At 57.2% G+C, this 19,109-nt stretch carries 19 protein-coding genes; 9 read left to right on the top strand and 10 right to left on the bottom strand.

Translation table 11 applies throughout. The features are described 5' to 3' along the window. Positions 1 to 570 (top strand): DUF169 domain-containing protein (locus tag AB7F49_RS31285; protein WP_428529725.1); only part of this gene is annotated, 570 nt, incomplete at its 5' end. 311 nt (positions 571 to 881) lie between these two features. On the opposite strand, the gene AB7F49_RS31280 is transcribed toward AB7F49_RS31285, so the two are convergent. Continuing rightward, positions 882 to 1,280, bottom strand: coding sequence for a nuclear transport factor 2 family protein (locus AB7F49_RS31280; RefSeq protein ID WP_428529723.1), 399 nt, complete (start codon positions 1,278 to 1,280; stop codon positions 882 to 884). Positions 1,281 to 1,936: 656 nt separating this feature from the next. Between AB7F49_RS31280 and AB7F49_RS31275 the strand changes: the two genes are divergently transcribed. After that, a complete protein-coding gene (locus tag AB7F49_RS31275; protein ID WP_428529721.1) occupies positions 1,937 to 3,115 on the top strand; it encodes a Gfo/Idh/MocA family oxidoreductase in 1,179 nt (392 codons plus the stop codon). A gap of 235 nt (positions 3,116 to 3,350) precedes the next feature. On the opposite strand, the gene AB7F49_RS31270 is transcribed toward AB7F49_RS31275, so the two are convergent. Both AB7F49_RS31270 and AB7F49_RS31265 read right to left on the bottom strand, forming a co-directional pair. Further along, entirely contained in the window at positions 3,351 to 3,533 is a 183-nt protein-coding gene (locus AB7F49_RS31270; protein ID WP_428529719.1) for a hypothetical protein, read from the bottom strand. Between the two features lie 104 nt (positions 3,534 to 3,637). Next, on the bottom strand, positions 3,638 to 4,918 hold the full coding sequence (locus AB7F49_RS31265; RefSeq protein WP_428529717.1) for a Rieske 2Fe-2S domain-containing protein: 1,281 nt from the start codon (positions 4,916 to 4,918) through the stop codon (positions 3,638 to 3,640). A gap of 293 nt (positions 4,919 to 5,211) precedes the next feature. Between AB7F49_RS31265 and AB7F49_RS31260 the strand changes: the two genes are divergently transcribed. Further along, the gene (locus tag AB7F49_RS31260) at positions 5,212 to 6,711 is read left to right on the top strand and encodes an aldehyde dehydrogenase family protein (protein WP_428529715.1); all 1,500 of its coding nucleotides are present in this window, start codon (positions 5,212 to 5,214) and stop codon (positions 6,709 to 6,711) included. Positions 6,712 to 6,854: 143 nt separating this feature from the next. After that, positions 6,855 to 7,766, top strand: a complete 912-nt coding sequence (locus AB7F49_RS31255) for an ABC transporter substrate-binding protein (protein ID WP_428529713.1) — start codon at positions 6,855 to 6,857, stop codon at positions 7,764 to 7,766. A gap of 38 nt (positions 7,767 to 7,804) precedes the next feature. Here AB7F49_RS31255 and AB7F49_RS31250 read toward each other — a convergent pair whose 3' ends face one another. The 3 genes from AB7F49_RS31250 to AB7F49_RS31240 form a co-directional block, all read right to left on the bottom strand. Next, positions 7,805 to 8,260, bottom strand: coding sequence for a MarR family winged helix-turn-helix transcriptional regulator (locus AB7F49_RS31250; RefSeq protein WP_428529711.1), 456 nt, complete (start codon positions 8,258 to 8,260; stop codon positions 7,805 to 7,807). A 671-nt stretch (positions 8,261 to 8,931) separates the two neighbouring features. Further along, positions 8,932 to 9,174, bottom strand: coding sequence for an oxidoreductase C-terminal domain-containing protein (locus tag AB7F49_RS31245; RefSeq protein ID WP_428529730.1), 243 nt, complete (start codon positions 9,172 to 9,174; stop codon positions 8,932 to 8,934). Then, the gene (locus AB7F49_RS31240; RefSeq protein WP_428529729.1) at positions 9,075 to 9,968 is read right to left on the bottom strand and encodes an NAD(P)/FAD-dependent oxidoreductase; all 894 of its coding nucleotides are present in this window, start codon (positions 9,966 to 9,968) and stop codon (positions 9,075 to 9,077) included. The genes AB7F49_RS31245 and AB7F49_RS31240 overlap by 100 nt, the downstream gene beginning before the upstream one ends. A 36-nt stretch (positions 9,969 to 10,004) precedes the next feature. Here AB7F49_RS31240 and AB7F49_RS31235 point away from each other — a divergent pair, with 36 nt between their 5' ends. The 5 genes from AB7F49_RS31235 to AB7F49_RS31215 all read left to right on the top strand — a co-directional run bounded on the left by AB7F49_RS31235 (position 10,005) and on the right by AB7F49_RS31215 (position 14,370). Further along, entirely contained in the window at positions 10,005 to 10,925 is a 921-nt protein-coding gene (locus tag AB7F49_RS31235) for a branched-chain amino acid ABC transporter permease (RefSeq protein WP_428529709.1), read from the top strand. A 1-nt stretch (position 10,926) separates the two neighbouring features. Next, on the top strand, positions 10,927 to 11,973 hold the full coding sequence (locus AB7F49_RS31230; RefSeq protein WP_428529707.1) for a branched-chain amino acid ABC transporter permease: 1,047 nt from the start codon (positions 10,927 to 10,929) through the stop codon (positions 11,971 to 11,973). Further along, on the top strand, positions 11,970 to 12,737 hold the full coding sequence (locus tag AB7F49_RS31225; protein WP_428529705.1) for an ABC transporter ATP-binding protein: 768 nt from the start codon (positions 11,970 to 11,972) through the stop codon (positions 12,735 to 12,737). Before AB7F49_RS31230 ends, AB7F49_RS31225 begins: the two co-directional genes overlap by 4 nt. Beyond that, complete coding sequence (locus AB7F49_RS31220) at positions 12,718 to 13,506, top strand: ABC transporter ATP-binding protein (RefSeq protein ID WP_428529703.1); 789 nt, start codon at positions 12,718 to 12,720, stop codon at positions 13,504 to 13,506. The genes AB7F49_RS31225 and AB7F49_RS31220 overlap by 20 nt, the downstream gene beginning before the upstream one ends. Positions 13,507 to 13,725: 219 nt before the next feature. Next, positions 13,726 to 14,370: a TetR/AcrR family transcriptional regulator gene (locus AB7F49_RS31215; RefSeq protein WP_428529702.1), complete on the top strand. Its 645-nt coding sequence runs from the start codon at positions 13,726 to 13,728 to the stop codon at positions 14,368 to 14,370. Positions 14,371 to 14,451: 81 nt separating this feature from the next. Here AB7F49_RS31215 and AB7F49_RS31210 read toward each other — a convergent pair whose 3' ends face one another. From AB7F49_RS31210 to AB7F49_RS31195, 4 genes are all read right to left on the bottom strand, one after another. Then, a complete protein-coding gene (locus AB7F49_RS31210) occupies positions 14,452 to 15,429 on the bottom strand; it encodes a Bug family tripartite tricarboxylate transporter substrate binding protein (RefSeq protein ID WP_428529727.1) in 978 nt (325 codons plus the stop codon). Positions 15,430 to 15,526: 97 nt separating this feature from the next. Then, positions 15,527 to 16,264: a class II aldolase/adducin family protein gene (locus AB7F49_RS31205; RefSeq protein WP_428529700.1), complete on the bottom strand. Its 738-nt coding sequence runs from the start codon at positions 16,262 to 16,264 to the stop codon at positions 15,527 to 15,529. A gap of 122 nt (positions 16,265 to 16,386) precedes the next feature. After that, the gene (locus tag AB7F49_RS31200; protein ID WP_428529698.1) at positions 16,387 to 17,649 is read right to left on the bottom strand and encodes a Rieske 2Fe-2S domain-containing protein; all 1,263 of its coding nucleotides are present in this window, start codon (positions 17,647 to 17,649) and stop codon (positions 16,387 to 16,389) included. Beyond that, complete coding sequence (locus AB7F49_RS31195) at positions 17,646 to 18,950, bottom strand: Gfo/Idh/MocA family protein (RefSeq protein WP_428529696.1); 1,305 nt, start codon at positions 18,948 to 18,950, stop codon at positions 17,646 to 17,648. The genes AB7F49_RS31200 and AB7F49_RS31195 overlap by 4 nt, the downstream gene beginning before the upstream one ends. Between the last annotated feature and the right edge of the window lie 159 nt (positions 18,951 to 19,109).

Here is a 19,109-nt window from a genome sequence, read left to right as displayed (position 1 = left end):
GCGCTACATCGCCGGGACCGCATGGTCGACCAAGCGATACATGAATATGCAGCCGCTCTATCAACCGCAGATCATGCAAACGGGAGCCGTAGCCTGATCAATGTGCGAAAGATTCTGGACACTACCCAGCACGGTTACCTCGCCTCAGAGGAAGCAGGCCAGATCCCGATCGGCCCTCGCTCCGCAAAGGGCATCCTTTATGGGCCTCTCGCGGAATTTCCGGTAGAGCCCTATACCGTACTGTGCTGGTTAAGCCCGGCTCAAGCAATGATCTGGAACGAGGCCGCGGAGGATGCCGGTTGGAAAGCAAATAAAGGAAGCTCTGTATTTGGACGTCCCGCCTGCGCTGCCCTCGCCTACAGTGCCAATCACCACAGCCCCGTGATTTCGTTCGGATGTATCGGGATGCGAACCTTTACCGAAATAGCGACCGATCGTCTTCTTGCGGTCGTCCCCGGCACCAAGCTTTCAGCCTTCTCGAATGCGTTGATGTCGAAGAAGAAAACGAATGATGTGATGGAATCGGCTTATCTCTCGCGCAAGTACGCTTTTCTCAACACGCCCTCATAACCCGGCGCTGAAACTTTCCGTCACCTATAGCTTGCTACCTCGGTGCCGAAACCGGCGCCGACATCTCTTCGGAGCCGTTTCGGTTGTACTGCGCCCCGGTAGCGCTCAAAACAAAACGGCAGCTTGAAAATTGCGCAGGCGGCCCGTCTGAAGGCGATGCCCGCGCATTAATCATGGACGCGAAAGGAGCAGACGCTAAATCTTTTGAACGCGCGGAAAAGCACGTGCGACCTTGCAGGCATTAGCGTGAAGGACCCGCGCCCAGACAGGTCTCAGTTCGCTAAATGTTGCAATCTAAGTAAGCTCGCAATTCACCCTGCGGTAGCGGCGGCCTTTGCGGTGTCTACATACGCTTGGGCAGACACAATCGCACCGTTCTCGACGCGAAATATCCAGCAATTTTCGATTTCCATCTCGCGCCCCGACTTGCCGCGAGCGCGAATACGAATGGGCGCGATTAGATGATCGCCAGCGTCATGTACCTGCTGAATCGATGCGACGAAGCTGTCATAGAATTTCTCGAGCATGCTGGCATAAAATGACTCGAAAGCGGCCTTACCCTTGTAGTGACCACCATAGGGGGTTGCCGATGGAAATTTGAACTCAAAATTATCTGGCAACGCTTCGACGAATGGACGCCTGTCGTTGTCCCCGAACATCGTAATTATTAGCTTGCTGAGTTCTTGGTTGGTATAATTTTTTTTAGGCATATCGGTCTCCGTTGCTATTTCCATTGCTGAAGACTTGGTTTGTAAACCCGCGACCTACTCGCGCAAGCACAAGCGATCGACCGCACATCGTTAATTTTGATTGGTCTTCGCGGCCGATATCTTTCGATCACAAACCTCTCCAACTGTAATGGGACAATGAAACGGACAAACCAGCTTAAGCAAATTTATTTGTGTGTTTTGGAGTATCAGGCCCTTGAATATCGGCGGCCGAACTACGTCCGATCAGCAATTAACGAGCATCGGACGAATTCCACGTCTTCGTCTTAGCTCTGGCTTTGTTGGCTTTGCACGATCTGGCTTCAACTGGATCGATACCATGCCCCTAGTGAGCCCCTCTCCGTTTTGGGGGTAGAAGAAAATGGTTCGGGGGACGTAGGTTACGCATGTGCGTCCTATGAACTTTTCATACATTTCAAAACGGAGGCATCTACGGGAAGTAGATAAGGCCATCACCACGTATCGATCCAAACAAGCGCCCTGCGCTGGCGGGGCCGGACGAAGACCGACGTGATAAGAGCGTCGATTTTGCGTGGGCACCATATGACGCGTTCAATTAGAACACCTCTCTTCACAAACTTCGATTTCTAAGTATACCGTGTTATTCTTGGTTCGTGCGCAAGTAAGAGGGAAGCAGTGTGAAAAACGACATTTTGCGACTAGGTGTTATCGGCCTTGGTCGTGCATTCGCGCTAATGCTGCCAACGTTGTCACGCGATCCAAGAATTCAAATGACAGCCGCTGCTGATCCGCGCAGTGAAGCCCGACGACAGTTTCAAAACGATTTTGGCGGGTCAGTCTACCGCGACGTTGAAGAATTGTGTCGCGACACACATGTCGACGCAATCTATATTGCAAGTCCACACCAATTTCATGTTGACCATGTCGTCTTGGCGGCGCGCAACCGAAAACATATTCTTGTCGAAAAGCCTCTCGCGTTAACCTTGGCAGATTGCGAAAAAATGATTGAGGCTTGCGAGAGCGCGTTCGTTTACCTGATTGTCGGCCACAGCCATAGCTTCGACACGCCCTACCTAAAGGCACGCGAGTTGATAGCGAGTGGTGAGTTCGGCAGAGTGCGGATGATTAACTGCCTCAATTTCACAGACTATATGTATCGACCACGGCGACCCGAAGAGCTTGACACGAAGCAAGGAGGCGGCGCCATCTTTAGCCAGGCGCCGCATCAACTTGAGGTCGTTCGGATTCTCGCCGGCGGTGAGGTGGCAAGTGTACGCGCTAAAACGGGCGTTTGGGATGAAAGTCGGCGGACTGAAGGAGCTTATTCGGCATTTCTGACCTTCGACAACGGAGCATTCGCATCCCTGTCTTATTCGGGGTACGGACACTTTGATAGTGATGAACTATGCGGTTGGATCGGCGAGACTGGCAGCAAAAAGGATCCAGCGGCATACGGCGCTGCGAGAAGAGCTTTGGCCAGAATCACGACGCCTGAGGCCGAAGCGGAGCTTAAGAGCAGACGCGCCTATGGGACAACCGAGGGTGCTGAGATTACGCCTTCTGCGAGCGATCTTATGTCGCACAATCATTTTGGATTTGTTGTTGTCTCATGCGATCGTGCCGATATCCGCCCTCTGCCAGATACAATTATGATTTATGGCGATGAGACCGTCAGGCACATTCCTCTGACGCCTCCTTCCGTTCCTCGCTCGGAAGTTATCGACGAACTCTATCGTGCGGTATTTTTGAATATCCCTCCCTTGCATTCTGGCAAATGGGGCATGAAGACGCTGGAGGTTTGTTTAGCTATTTTGAAATCGTCCCGAGAAGATCGAGAAATTAAAATGATCAACTGAATCCAGTTGGTATTGCTGAGTCCATCTTTCCGCGATCACAGAAGCAAGATCGTCTCCGGATCAGATCAAAGCGACTGCACACACGGCTGCAGAGGCGTGGGCGCCTCGAACAGGTGAATCACGCAACGAACCCTGCGTCACCATCACCGCTGTGATCCAAAAATGCCGTGACGAAGTGCGGCTGCATTGGCCCGATGGCGGCAAATACATCGCAAGCTTGACGATCTTCGAAGGCTCAAGAGGCTGAGTTTGCTCGCGACGCAATAATGGCGATGATGTCGTTTTCCGCAGCAGCTGGCGTTTTATAGCGAGCCGCCGTCGTTACCAGCGGCTGTTCCGCCTCGGCCGGATGATAGATTTCGAGGTAGAACAGCCCCGTCTTGTCGTCTTGTTTTGGATGCAATCGGATAAGGGACATTTGCTTCTGTTGTGCCAAAAATGAACGCGGTAAAGCCCGACCGGTCGCTTTTCGCGATGGGGGCGGTTCGACATCGAATTCCGCTTCACAACGCCAATAGCTGGTCAGGCTACCGCACCGGCCATTTCTATTTCGGTTTCGTCCTGCTCCAGTCCTTGCAACAACGCAACCTCTTCGTCCGAGGCACCGAGCGTACGCCATGGCAGGGTCTTCTCGACCACGCCCTGGTAGGAGCACAACTTGGCCTGCCGCAATCGAGGCTCGATGTGTCCGATGACCTGCTCATTCTTTTCGAAGCTATTGACGGCCTCGATCATCAGACGGCGAAATTGGACGATCGCGATATCGCTCGCGCCGAGCCGCTCCTGCGTGCGATCGGCGATGCTGCCCATCGACTCCCACATAGCGATGTCCTGATTCGGGATGCCGGGAATGCCGGTGAAATGCCCGGCCTCCATTAGCTCGCGATCCTGCAGATAATCATTTCCGGCATTTCGTTTGATCGGCTTGAAGTCGGCATCGACATCGTCGCCGACAACGAGAACGCAGAATTTGCGCCAGGTATCGGTATCGATTCCGACCTTGTCGTCCCCGGCCCACGCGATGAAGTGAAAATAGCTGCTGTTGTCGTTTCGCGGCACGATGACGCTCGCGACATTGTACGAACTATTCGGCGGGATTAGTGCCGCAAACGGAGCGACATAGGTCGTGATGCGCACGTAATCATGGGTGTTGGCATTGGTGATCGGCCGCCGGATCGCGGCGTAGCGCATGCCGTAATTCGTCAGCTGCACTTGAATACGCGGATTCTTGTCGGTCGATGGACGAACCCAATGGTCGGTCTTCGCAGTTGCCTCGCCCTTGGCGGGCCGCATATCGGAGGAATGCAGGCTGGACGAATGCGCGGAATCGATTTGGCCTTCCATGATCTGGGCCCAGTTGCAGGGTAATTCGATCTTGGCGATCGCAACCCGCGTATTTTCGTCGGGCGCCCAAGAGGGCTGCTCGAAAGCTGGCATGGCATCAGCCGGTCCCATATAGGTCCAAACGAACTCACCGGCCTCCCGTGTGGGATAGGCTACGTGTCTGGCCTTTTCGCGAAGTACGCTTTCCCTCGGTTCGGACGGCATGTCGAGGACATTGCCTTCGGTATCGAACTTCCATCCGTGGTACAGGCAACGAAGACCGCATTCCTCGTTGCGGCCGAAAGCAAGCGAGGCCTTCCGATGCGGACAAGCCTCGCCCAGCAGGCCGACCTTCCCATCGCTGTCGCGAAATGCGACGAGCTTTTCACCGAACAATTGCACACGGACAGGCCGCCCATCCGACCGTAGCTGTTCCGACAAGATCGCCGGCACCCAATGGCGCCTCATCAGACGCCCCATCGGCGCATTCCCCTCAACGCGGCAGAGAAGTTCGTTTTCTGCGTTTGTGAGCATAACATACTCCCGGGCAGACCCAGCCGAGGGCCCACAACCTCTTTGTTTAGCTTTCTAAGTATATTGAAGGATGCTAGATTTGTCTAGCGCGGGAACAGCTACATCCTAGGCGAATGGGAGTCGGTAGTTGCAGATCTTTTACCTCTTGTTCAACACTGCTTAGTATTCTAAGTATTTTGCCGTAAGATCGGTCGGCCACCCAGCCGATTCTGTCCCCTGTTCAAATAACGAGACCGGCTATGAACACTGTAGTTCCACCCCAACCTGTCATTCCGAACAAGGTTCAGCTGCCAGAACACCGCGATGCCTACTACGGCGGGAAATGGCATGCCCCCAAGAATCAGCGCTATAGCGAGGTGGTCAGCCCTGGAACGGGAGAATCGCTTGGTAAGGTGGCGGATTGCACCGCGGCCGACATGGATGCGGCGATTGCATCCGCTAAGGCCGGCTTCAAGGAATGGCGTCGTGTGCAGCCGCTGGAGCGCGCCCGTATTCTGAAGCGCGTCGCGCAGATCCTGCGCGAAAATGCCGGCGAGCTCGCCATGATCGACGCCGCCGATTGCGGCAATCCGGTAAAGGAAATGCTGGCGGACGCGACCATCGCCGCAGCGCAGATGGATTTCTTTGCCGGCCTAGTGACCGAGGTGAAGGGCACGTCGATTCCAATGGGTCCGGACGTGGTGAATTTCTCGGTGCGCGAGCCCCGCGGCGTCGTCGGCCGCATCATCCCTTTCAATCATCCCTTCATGTTCTGCGCCGGCAAATCTGCCGCAGCCCTCGCGACGGGAAATACGATCGTCGTGAAGCCGCCGGAACAGGCGCCGCTCTCCTCGTTACGACTGGCTGAATTGTGTGACGGCCTGTTCCCTTCGGGTGTCTTCAACGTCGTTCCGGGAGGCCGCGAAGCCGGCGCCAGGCTTTCGGCTCACCCCGATGTCGCCATGGTTGCGCTGGTCGGCAGCGTGCCGACGGGACGCGCGGTGATGACCGCGGCGGCAGAGACCGTGAAGCCGGTCCTCCTCGAACTCGGCGGCAAGAATGCGCTGATCGCTTATTCCGATGCCGACCCCGAAGACGTGGCGGGCGGAGTGATCGGCGGCATGAACTTCACCTGGTGCGGGCAATCCTGCGGCTCTACCAGCCGTGCGTTCATCCACGCCGACATCTACGACGCGGTACTGGCCAAGGTAAAAGAGAAGGCCGCTTATTATAAACCCGGTATTCCCACCGACCCTTCGACCACGATGGGAGCGATCATTTCCAAGGTTCAGTACGATCGCGTTCTGTCCTACATCCAATCGGCCGAGAAAGATGGCGCGCGGCTGCTTTGCGGCGGCGGAAGGCCGTCTCAGTCCACACTCGACAAGGGCTTCTACGTCGAGCCGACCATCTACGCGGATTGCACGCCGGATATGAAAATCGCACGCGAAGAGATCTTCGGTCCCGTCCTTGCGATCTTCAAATGGTCGGACGAGAAGACCATGCTTCAACAAGTCAATTCCGTGGAGTACGGCCTCACCTGCTCGATCTGGACCAACGACATCACGGCCGCCCATCGCACCGCGATGGAGGTGGAGGCAGGCTTCATCTGGATCAATGAAACATCCAAGCATTTCCTCGGAGCACCGTTCGGCGGCTATAAGCAATCAGGCATCGGCCGCGAGGAATGCATCGAGGAGATGTTCGCCTTCACGCAGGAAAAGAACATCCACATCAAGCTTCGAAACGCGGCGCGCTGAAGTATTCGAAGACTTGCCTTCGAAGACTTTGCTATCCTTTCGTTACCCAACGTCCTTGGGGGAGTGTCATTTCTAAGCTCAATCTCTCTGTCGCCATCGGTGACTATGATCGCAATCGGCCGTTGATCGATGGCGCTGTGCAGATGGACGGCGTCGACCCTGTCTTCATGACGCTTTCGCCGGAAGAGATTTTCTTTCGCGCCTTTAGGACCGCCGATTTCGATATTTGCGAATTGTCGTTGTCTAGCGCGACGGTGAAGAGCGCGGAAGGCCATTTCCCGTATGTCGGCGTCCCGGCTTTCCTGTCGCGTTGCTTTCGGCATACCTGCCTTTACGTACGGACCGATCGCATCAAGAGGCCGGAGGACCTTAAGGGCAAGCGCATGGGCGTGCCTGAATATCAGCTCACCGCGATGGTGTGGGCACGTGCGTTACTGGAAGATGACTTCGGCGTGAAGCCTTCCGACATCACCTGGATACGCGGCGGCATAGCCCATGCGGGTCGGCCGGAAAAGATCAAACTTAATCTGCCTAAGGACGTGAAGCTGGAAGTAGCCCCGGAAGGCAAGACTATTTCCGGTATGCTGGCTTCGGGCGAGATCGACGCGTTCATGGCGCCCCGTGCGCCTGCCTTGCCGCCGGACACGCCGAATGTCGGCTGGCTGTTTCCCGATCCGGAAGCGGCCGCCAGGGAATATTACAAGCGCACAAAGATTTTCCCGATCATGCACATCGTCGGCGTGCGCAAGACGCTGGCCGCGAAGCATCCTTGGCTGCCGGCCGCGGCGTTCAAGGCGTTCGAGCAATCCAAGTCGGCCGCGGTCGAACGATTGCAGGACGTATCGGCAGTGAAAGTGACGCTACCCTTCATCGAGGAGCGCATCCGCCAGGCGCAGGCGCTGATGGGTGAGGATTATTGGTCCTATGGCGTGCCGGCGAACCGACATGTGCTGGAAACGTTTTTCCGTCACCATCACGCGCAGGGACTGTCCTCGAAGCTCGTCACGCCGGAAGACCTGTTCCATCCGACAACGCTGGAGACCGTGAAGATATAATTTCACGTCTCCGCAAACCCTTGGTCTAGCGGTAGCGGCTAGACCAAGCGCGATTCATCGAATTGCGACAGGCTGGTCTGAATGTTCCGCTGGACGCCCACCAGCGCGGCGAGCAGAGCTCTTGCTTCCGGCGCCGAAAACCCTTGGACGGCGGTGGCTACAACGGATCGTGCCAGGGGCATTAACTTAGCTTTTAGATTCCTGCCTTTCGAGGTGAGAAAAACATGCATACGTCGCCGGTCCTCGCTGCTTTGCAAGCGCCTAATGAGTCCGCTTCGTTCCATGCTTAGTAACGCAGTCAATGTCGTCGGTTCCGTAGTACCGACACGTCTTGACAGCTCCCGTTGCGTCAAACCGTCTTCGTCCCAGAGCGCTCGGAGAAAATACCACATGCCGAGGGTGACACCGTAAGGCTCAATTTTCAATTGCAGATAGCGCTGCAATACACGGTGCGTTGCGCGAACCTGATAGCCGACGCTTTCTTCGAACGGCAATTCGCTCTCAGTCCTCTTCTTACGCCGATTTACGCTTAACGACGCCTTTCTTCTCCGTGATTCGCCGCTGCTCACGCGATCGCCTTTCCTACGCCTCGTGAAATGACATTTTATGCTCCCCCGGCGCAAGGTAAAATTCTGTACCCGCAGGATCAGTTTGGACTCAAACAGCAAAAAGACTTATTTGCATAACAGATTGGCGGATTGCGTTAGTCACGAATACCGGCATTTCATAACATTCCGGTGCGGCCGCGCGGCGAGCCGTCGCCGCCAATATCGACCAATTCGCTCTCGCTTTCAACGTGTTTGATCGTCGAAATAGGTCTTGGTGCCATCGACCGCGAATTGACGCAAAGGATACAGTTCAGCAAACTCGCGCAACGTGTAGCACACGGTGACAAGCGAAAACGATTCATTCGCCTTGTCATCTCCTCGAAGAGCTTTCTGCTGTGAGATGCCGATCTGTATTCGCGAACAATAAGCCAGCCGAGTTCAATTCGAGCCGCCTTTGATCATCGCCCAAGGCTTGTTACTTAGATGTCTAATCTTGCTTCGCTGGGTGACTGCAGTCCTCCCAAGCGTTGGATCAATTCCAAAAATTGCGTTTTGGACCGCGCAGATTGGGTTGCGCCGGCGCGCGCCCGAGCTTGACTACCGCACAAGCCTCGTCGTTACGAAGTGGCTGCCTTCGCCAGAAGCTGCTTTGGATCGGCGACATCGGACAGCTGTCGCGGGTTGATCTTCGAGCCCCGCTGGATCAGCCTGCGATAAGTCGGAATGTCCTGACCGGAATTAACGCAAATTGCTGAGGCAATCATCTCGTTGTCAAGACGCACGTAGCTGAGTTTGTTCCGGTTCGCGTCGCGCCGCGTGACCATTTCGCCATTCTCAAAATCATGCCCGAGTAGCTGTATGTTGATGCCGTATTGATTGGACCAGAACCACGGCAAGTCCTGATACGGTACCGGGCTCCCAGCAAGTTCTTTGCGGCCGCGATCGCCTGATTTTGGGCATTTGCCCAAGATTCGAGCCGGATACGCCGGCCGGTCGCATCCGGGCTGTTCGCGACGTCACCCGCAGCGAAAACAAATGGATCCGAAGTCTGGCAAGACTCGTCGACGACGATTCCGTTGCCGACTTTCAGCCCGGCAGCCTCCGCGACTTCCACGTTCGGCTGAACTCCGATCCCGGCAACGACCGCGTCGACCACGAGCTTCTGCCCATTCGACAGGCGCGCCTGCGTTTCGTCGTCTCGCTTTTGCAGCGCGATAACCGACGTCTGCAGCCTGATATCGACACCGTTTTCTTCGTGTAACCGATAGAGATATTCGCTCAATTCCGACGGCGATGTCCGCGAGCAGAGGCGGGATGCGGCTTCGACCAGCACCACCTCGACGCTTCGTTGGCGTGCGGATGCGGCCACCTCGAGGCCGATCCATCCTCCGCCGATAACCAGCAATCGCGAACTGGGGACAAGCCGCGACCGAAGGGAAACAGCATCGTCGATGGTGCGAAGATAACAAACGCTTCGCGCGTCGCCTTCAGGGAGCTCGAGCCTTCGAGCGCGGCTTCCTGTCGTCATCAGCAAGCGATCGTAGCAAGCCGTCTCGCCCGCGCTCGTGAGGACTGATTTTCTTTGCAGATCGATGCTCGACACCTCGGTTCCCAAGCGCGTTTCAAACGTCGTGGAAGGCGAAGGGAAAACCATCATCGAAGATACCATTCTATCGAGGCGAGCGGTAAGATGGGCGCATCGCTGCTGGCAGCGCAGGTTCTGAACGGACTTCAGCTTGGAATATTACTTTTCCTGATGTCAGCTGGACTGACGCTCGTCCTCGGCATCATGAATTGTATCAATCTGATGCACGGCTCGCTGTACATGATCGGCGCCTATCTCGCCGCGGCCGGCTACGTCGCCACCGGCTCGTTCGTATGGGCTGGTGTGATTGCCGTATCCGGCACCTTTGTCGTCGGCGTGATCGTAGAGCGACTCGTGCTCAGTCATTTGTACGAACGCGATCATCTCGATCAGGTTCTGGCCACGGTCGGCCTGATTTTCTTCTTCAACGAAATGGCTCGCATGATCTGGGGGCCGGCCGCTCTCGCGATGGACGTGCCAGGATGGCTTTCGGAGCCGATCACGATCTTCGGGCTGCCATATCCCTCCTATCGCTTCGCGTTCATCGCTGTGGGGCTTATCGTGGCAGGCGCCCTTTATCTGCTTATTCATAAGACCCGGATGGGGATCGTGATCCGGGCGGGCGCGTCGAACGCGGAAATGACTGCAGCGCTTGGCATCAATGTCACGCGTCTGCGGATGTTCGTGGTGGGTCTTGGCGCTGCTCTCGCGGGCCTTGCCGGGTTGATGGCGAGCCCTCTCGTCGCGGTACAGTCCGGAATGGGCGAGCCGATTCTGGTCCTGACGCTGATCATCATCGTCATCGGAGGCGTCGGATCCGTCCGAGGCGCTTTCTACGGCGCGCTGATCATCGGATTGTTCGATACCATCGGCCGCACATTGTTTCCAACTCTGATGCGCGAGTTGATGGAGCGCTCCCAGGCGCAGGCAACGAGCGCCGTGGTCACGTCCCTGCTCGTTTATATCCTGATGGCAGTGGTCCTTGCTGTACGACCTCAGGGGCTATTTCCGGTGAAGGCATCGTAGCATGAGCTTTTCTGCGAATATCCGCAGCGACGCCGATCTTTCACGGCCAAAAGGACGCGTCGCTGGGTTGCGGGGCAGCATGCTGCAGTTGCTGGTTGCCGGACTCCTGTTCGCCATTCTTGCCGCAATTCCCTTGTTCGCTGCGATGACCGATCAGCAATACCTGCTGATTTTCACCTCAAGACTTCTGATCATGGGTCTCGCCGCCTGCGGCCTGAACCTAATCCTCGGATATGGCGGCTTGGTCAGTTTCGGTCACGCCATCTATATCGGCATCGGCGCTTATGTCGTGGGCATCTGCGCTCAGCATGGCATCACCAACGGTGCTCTTCAACTTCTGATCGCCTTTGCTACCGGGACCGTGGCGGCAATTTTCATAGGCTCGATCAGTCTGCGCACCACGGGCATCAGCTTCATCATGATCACGCTCGCCTTCGCGCAAATGGCCTATGTCGTTGCCTTGAGCCTGAAACGCTATGGCGGCGAGGACGGGTTTCCGCTCGCTGCCCGAAGCGAATTGGGTCCGATCAAGCTGTCGGACCCGCTGGTTCTCTACTACACCGCTTTCTTTCTGCTGGTGCTCACCTTGCTTCTCATGGGACGTCTGGTCCGGGCCCGATTCGGCGTGGCTTTGCGTGCCACGAAGGAGAATGCACGGAGAATGACGGCGCTCGGATTCGACACCCTGCGCATCAACCTGGTGGCTTATGTCTTTTCTGCGCTGATCTGCGTTCTGGCAGGCTTCCTTCTCGCCAATCTGACGCGCTTCGTCTCGCCGTCCTATATGCAGTGGAGCGTTTCCGCCGAATTGATCGTCATGGTCGTGCTTGGTGGTATGGGCACAATCGTCGGACCATTGCTGGGCGCGGCCGCGCTGATGGTGTTCGAAGAAGTGCTATCAAACCTCAAGCTCGGTCTTCCGGGCAACTTCGACGCCTATATCAGTTCACATTGGCTCGCCGCGCTCGGGCTTTTCATCGTGGTGGTGACCCTCGCATTGAAGCGCGGCATCTACGGTTCGCTGTCGCAGATCAAGAGCAAGCCATGACCGCCCTGCTCTCGGTACGAGGACTGGTCAAACGCTTCGGCGGAATTCTGGTATCGGACAATATCGACTTCGACGTCCGCCCTGGCGAGATACACGCGCTGATCGGGCCGAATGGTGCTGGAAAAACGACATTCATCAACCTGCTTTCCGGAGAGCTTCGTCCGAACGGGGGCCGTATCTCATTCGAGGGCCACGACATCACCGAGCTGCCGACCCGAAAGCGGGCGCTGCTGGGGCTTGTCCGGTCCTATCAGATCACCTCGGTCTTTCCTGAATTAACCGCCTTGCAAAACATCATGCTGGCTGTTCAGGGCCGCAGCACCCGGACCTATGAGTTTCTCCGGGCCGTCAGCAGCGATCGTCAGCTGACATCGCCGGCGCATACCATCCTGGACGAGCTTGGGCTCGGCCATTCTAAGGAGGTGAAAGTTTCGGAAATGGCCTATGGCCAGCGCCGGCAGCTCGAACTCGCCATGGTTCTGGCGATGCAACCCAAGCTCATGCTGCTCGACGAGCCGTTGGCCGGTATGAGCGGCGCCGAAGCCGACGCGATGGTCGCGTTTCTGGGTCACGTCCGAGAGCGCTGCAGCGTCGTTCTGATCGAACACGATATGGATGCGGTCTTTAGTCTCGCAGATCGGGTCACCGTGCTAGTGTATGGCAAACCGATCGCGTCAGGCACCCCTGAGGAGATCCAGCAGAACGATACGGTGCGATCGATCTATTTGGGCGATGAGACCATCGATGACTTTGCCATTGCTTGATGTCGATAACATCGACGCGGGATATGGCGACGTCAACGTCCTGTATTCGGTTGCGATGCAGGTCGCGAAAGGGCAATTCGTGGCCCTGCTCGGACGCAACGGCATGGGCAAGAGCACTCTCATTCGCGCCGTGATGGGACAGGTGCGGCCGAATCGGGGTCGTATGCGGTTCGGCGGACAAGACATCTCCGGCGAACTGGTTTATCGCATCGCCCAGTCCGGCATTGGGCTTGTGCCGGAAGGCCGCGCGGTATTTCCAAATCTGACGGTGCTGGAAAATCTGCTGAGCGGGGCTGCGAACCGGCAGAAGCAGGACGAGCCGTGGACGGTCCAATCCGTGTACCGGTTGTTTCCGCGGCTGGAAGAACGCAAAAACAATCTTGGATCAAAACTCTCGGGCGGCGAGCAGCAGATGGTGGCGATCGGCCGCGCGCTGATGACCAATCCCCGTCTCTTGATACTCGACGAAGCGACCGAAGGCCTTGCGCCCTTGATTCGACGTGAAATATGGAGTTGCCTGTCCGAACTGAAAAGCCGCGGTCTCTCCATGCTTGTGGTCGACAAGAATCTCGGCCCGCTCTCGCGGCTCGCGGACCAGCTTTATGTCCTCGAAAAAGGTCGCGTCGTGTGGAACGGAAATTCCCAGGCCTTCACGGCGCAGCGACACCTCATCGACAAACACCTCACCGTCGAAGCCAGCGCCTCCGAAAAATGCGCTGGAAAAATTCATAGTATGGTCGATATCCGGTCGGGCAGGTGGCGCGCATAGGCGACGCCGCTGCCCGGCAAAGGACCTTTCTTCCCATCGTCATAACCAGCCGTGCGAGCCTCCGGCGCCAGCGTGATTGCTGTGGGCGAGCCGCAGCCATTGCGATCGCTCCTTGCCTAAGTCGAGCCAACGGCCCTACGCTGAAGACAGTCCGCTTGACATATCCAAATTTTATGCTCTATCGCGCATTTTTCAGCGCCGAGAAATGCAGTCCGAAATATGACCAAACGCGGCTATTTGGATTCGGGGCGGATTGATCAGAAACGGCGAACCCGCAATATCCTGATCAAGGCGGCGGCGGATCTCATCGCCCAAGGCCGCGATGTCAGTATCAGCGACATCGTGAACATCACCAAGATCGGCCGAACCACGGTTTATCGATACTTTCCGACATTGGACGTTCTGATCGCCAATGCCGCGCTTTGGAAGGTGGCCGGTCCCGATCAATCGGAGATCGATACCCGCGTCGCGCAGGCATCCTCTCCCGCGGAGCGGATCGATGCGATGGTCGTTGAAAACGACCGTCTGACGAACCGGCATTCAAGGGAATTCCGCGCGATGCTCCGGGTGTCGCTGGACAATGGCGCAAAGGGACAACAGCGCGCGCGCGTCCGCTATTTCGCGTTCCAGCGCGCACTCGCCGATCTCGAAAAGGTCGCCGACAAGGCGACCGTGGAGAAGCTGATCTGCGCCCTGACCCTAACCGTAGGCATCGAGGCGCAGATCGTTTTGAAGGAAATTTGCCTGTTGAACGACGCCGAGGCGAGAGAAGTAAAAAGGTGGGTCGCCAAAGTTCTTCTGAACGCGGCGATACCGGTCGACAAACAAAAGCCGCGCGACTCACGCTCGCGAACCAAGGCGTGAACGCAAGCCATTTTAGGCATCAGGCGCTCTCGATCAGCGCAACCGCGCCGACTTCATTTTATCGAGCTCCCTCGACCGCCCTCATTCGACCTTGATACCAGTTTCCTCTATCATCTTGCGATAGCGAGCAACGTCGTTCTTGATAAATTCAAGAAAGCTATCCGGCCCGCTCACCGATACTTCTCCACCGATGGACGCCACGAGCTTTTGCAACTGTTGAGATTGCGATATCTTTTCGATTTCCCGATAATAGCGCTCCACCAGCGCAGGCGGCATTCCGGCGGGCGCGACAATTCCGAACCATGTGAGCAAAGTCAGGTCAGGATAGCCCTGCTCACGCGCCGTCTCCACCTCTTTGGCTCCCACCGCACGGTCCGGCGAAGTCACGGCGATTCGGTAGATCTTTCCATCCGCATTGAACTGTTCACTCGCGGCGACATTCGTGAACGTGATGTCGATCTGCCCGGCCACGAGATCCTGAAGCGCAGGCGTCGTGCCCCGATAGGGCACATTCAGAATGTTGATACCTTGCCGTTTGGCGAAATAGGCCATCGTCAACTCGTGCGGGCTTGACGATCCCAGCGAGCCGAACGTGACTTTGCCGGGATTGCTCCGAGCAAACTTCACAAGCTCGTCCATGGATTTCCATCTCGTGGGGCGCTGAGAGCTGCCGGAAAGCACCATCGGCAAATTGACCAGCTTCGCAATCGGTCGAAAATCCCGTATGGTGTCGTACGGCAATTGCTTGTTGGCTGCATCATTGATGCCGAAGGTATCGGTTACGAACAGCAGCGTGCCGCCATCGGCGGGAGACTTCGCAACCGCATCCGTTGCGGGAACGGTCGCGCCTCCCGAGCGATTTTCGACGATCATCGGCACTCCAAGAGCGGTTCCGAGGCTGCTCGCGACCAGTCGGGCCACCGCGTCGGTACCCCCTCCAGGCGGATAGGGCACAACGAGCTTGATCGACGACGGCAACTCGGAGGCGCGGGCGATCGCACCGCTTCCAATCCCGAAGATCGCCGCGACCGCGATCAGACGTAACGCATGCTTGCCCATCATCATTTTCGTCCCCTTCCCTATTGGGCCGATTCGGCCCGTTATTTTTTTGGCCTTGTCAGACTTTTGAACAACGCAGAAAAAAACTGGCCCTTCGCTAGAACGAAATGCTGTTCTGCTTTTCGTAGACGTCGAGCCGCCGGCAGAAATAGCTCCAGAAATCGGCAGAAAGCCTCGGGTTCACGTCGAGGCGAGCAGCGCCGCCGAGAAGCAGGTCCTTCGCATCGGGTCCGCTCCAGGAAAATCCGGTAGCGGCGGCGATTATTTCCGCGTTGCAGGCCTTTTCGAGAAAGATCGCCGACAGCGTGGCGTCGGCGATCGTTGCGCCGCAAGTCGTCATGCCGTGATTTTTCATTAGCACGGCCGATTTCTCGCCCAACACGCCTGCGAGTTCTCTTCCCTGCTCCACCGTGCGGATCAGGCCTTTGGTTATATTATAATAGGCGACCTTGTCGGCCATCATCACCGCTTCGTGGCACACTCCCTGCAGCGTCGCCTCGCAGCCGGAGAAAATCGTGGCGTGCAGCGGATGACTATGAACCGACACCTGAACGTCTTTGCGCGCGCGCAAGATTTCGGAGTGAATGGGCCATTCGGAGTGCCGCTCGCCACTCCCGTGCAGCTTGTTGCCGTCAAAATCTAGCAGGATGAAGTCGTCCTTTCCGACTTCCTCGAATCCCAAGCCAGCGCGCTTCAACCAGAAGCCGCGGCCCTCGGGATCACGCCACGACATATGGCCGAGCGTCATGTTGACGTGGCCATTCAAGGCGAGGATGCGATGGGCCCTCGCCAATTCGTTCAATTGCTGATCGATCGGTTTAGGATTGCCGGGCATGTCGCCTTCCGCATTTCCGCATCACTTCAGGAACGCCGATAGAGACCGAGGTGACCCGGCCGAACGGGCGCGCCACGAGCTCGACCGCAGTCACTCCTCCACCTGCCGACGCGCATAAGTCGTCATTTCAGAACCCGCTCGTAATCCGGCTTTTTCGGAACGTAATCCTTGAACGGTCCGCCGGTCTCGCCTTCACCGTCGCCCGGATAGCGGGCGTTCTCGATCGGCAAAACGATGCAATCGTCCGGATCGGCATCGCGATGCACATTCATCGGATCTTGGCCCTTCTCGACCAGATCCATCTGCTGCGACAACAGCTTGCGATAATAGGCGATGCCGATATCCGTAGCGGCCAGCTTCTCGTTCGTGCGGTCCGAGATCGCACCTTGCGCGATCCACGCGACCTGGTCCTGAACCACGACGTGATAAGGCTCGTGCGGTCCCGAAAAGGTCTGGATCAGCTGGTTGTTCTCGTCATAAAGCGGCCAGTATTTCGCAGGCACGCTGTCCTGCGGCTCGGCCTGGGTATTGGGCTTGGGCAGGTCGAGATCGACCATGATGTGCAGCGTCGTCACATCGTCCATCGGCACCCGGTAATGCAGGCCGTGCCAATCGTACATGCCCACGCGCAGCACGTTCGGAAACAGGATCGGATGTCCCATCCGCCAGTGATCGTCGCTTTCCTTCTCGCCGTCCAGCAGGCGTCGCTTGATGATGCCGTAACTCGTCAGTTCAAAGCCCAACTTGACGTGATGCTTTCCGCGCCGCGCGGTGGTGGCGTTCCATTCGTCGAGCTTTCTCGAAGGATCCTGCCGCAGCATCTCGTAGGTGCCGTAATATCGATGCAGCCATTCGAAATGCACCGGATCGAGCGAATTCTCCATGCATTGCAGCCAATTGCAGGGAAGGATCGCGGCCGAAATCTTCCGCGTCACATTCGGCCAAGCCAGCACGTCCCAGTTCGGGAGCAGCGGCACCGGCTCAGGACCGAGATAGGCGAACACCAGTCCCCCCCGCTCCTGCACTGGATACGAAGGGATCTTCACGATATTGGCCAGTTCCTTCGGCTCGTTGGGCCGCTCGATGCAGACTCCCTTCTCGTCGTACAGCCAGCCGTGATAGCAGCAGCGAACGCCGTTCGGCTCGGGAACGGAATAGAGCAGGCTCGCATTGCGATGCGCACAACGAGGGCCGATCAGGCCGACCCCGCCGGATCGATTGCGATACAAAACCAGCTCTTCACCCAGAATCTTGATGAGCTTCGTCGGGGTGCGCTCGTTGACATCGACGCTCGCGGCGATCGGTTGCCAATACCGGCGCATGAGGGCGCCCATCGGGGTTCCCGGTCCAACTCTGGTAAGCCGATCGTTTTGTTCAGGGGTCATTGAGTTTTCCTCTTCAAGCAGCCGACACAGTTCGAATTGTGTGGCGTATTGCGGCTGGCAGCCTTAAGCGCGTTCGGGCGGATACCGGTTTGGTACCGCAATTTGATCTCTTTGCGGCTTTCGCTGGATTGCTGAATCGCAAGCGCGACCTCCAGCGTCGCCATGCCCCAGTAGCCGTCTCGATAGACCTCCTCGCCCATCGCGACGGCGCGGTACAACTCCTCGATCTCGCTGAACCCGAACCAGGATGCATCGTCCCCGACGGGCACTTCAGTGCGTCCTTCGTCCCAATACATGTAAACGCCGTGCGGCGAGTGCCGAAGGTCGCCGTGGTCGCAGCTCACGAAGGTCAATCCGAGATGCAGCGGCAGCCACGCGCGGCGTTTCTTCAACGTATCGAAAAGCGGCGCTGCACCGCCAACGCGCATCGAATCCTTCAGCGCGTCTTCATCCAGTGAACGATTTCGCAAAGCCGTGCGAGCGGCAGCACGCTGCTTCACGTCGCAACCGGAAATGCCGACGTCCTTGCCCCAATCGACGATCTCGGACGTTACGAGATGCCCGTAAGCATTGTGGCTTGCGGTGCCCACGGCGCCGTTTTCGAATTGAAGAAAGGCCGTAAAGAAACCGGGCGCCTGCCGTTCCGGCATCCATGACCCAACATGCGCGCGAACACTGTCGACCTTTCCACCACACAGCAACCGAATGGCATCGATCTGATGCGGAGATTGCCGGTGAATGATTCCACCGCCCAGCTTTTCATCCACCTCCTCCGCGGTCCTGGGCAGCAGCATCCAGTCGGTGAAGGCAACGAGTTGCACCGCCCTGACCTGGCCGAGCGCCTGTCCTGGCTGGGTAAGACGCGCCATTTCCGTTATCGCCGGACTGAATCCCAGGCTGTGTCCGGCAATTAGCTTGACCTGATTTCGCTCGCAGGCCTCGATGATCCGCTCCGCATCGCCGAGAGTAGTGGTCATCGGCTTGGAAATGATCACGTGCTTCTTCGCATTTGCGGCAGTCACCGCATGATCTGCATGAAGCCGATTGGGCGTTGAGATCCAGATCGCGTCGATCGAGTCGTCGGCGCACAGATCCTCGATACTCTCGTATGCGCGAGAATCCGGAAAGCGTTCGCTAAACCGCCGCCGGACATGGCCATCGGTATCTGCGCCAGCAACGAGCGTGCTGTATCGGGAACGGGACAGCGCCGAAAAGACGGCTGTTGCGCCGACCCCGAGCCCAACAATACCAAAACGCAAAAACCCGTTGCTCTTATCGCCCACACACATCGCTAAACCCAACACTATGGGACGACCGCCCCTTTATGGGGCATATGTGCCATTTTAGAATTAGAATGTCAAAAGGATTGCGGACGCTAGTTCGTCGTCTTCGGGCTCGGCGAGACTTGAATCGCGCAATCGTCGTAGCCGTCGGGCGAGAAAAAGGCGCGAGGCCGAGGC

The organism is Pseudorhodoplanes sp. (assembly GCF_050250235.1).
Lineage (GTDB): Bacteria > Pseudomonadota > Alphaproteobacteria > Rhizobiales > Xanthobacteraceae > Pseudorhodoplanes.
The sequence above is the reverse complement of the archived record's forward strand: the minus strand, read 5'-3'. Positions and strand labels throughout refer to the sequence as shown.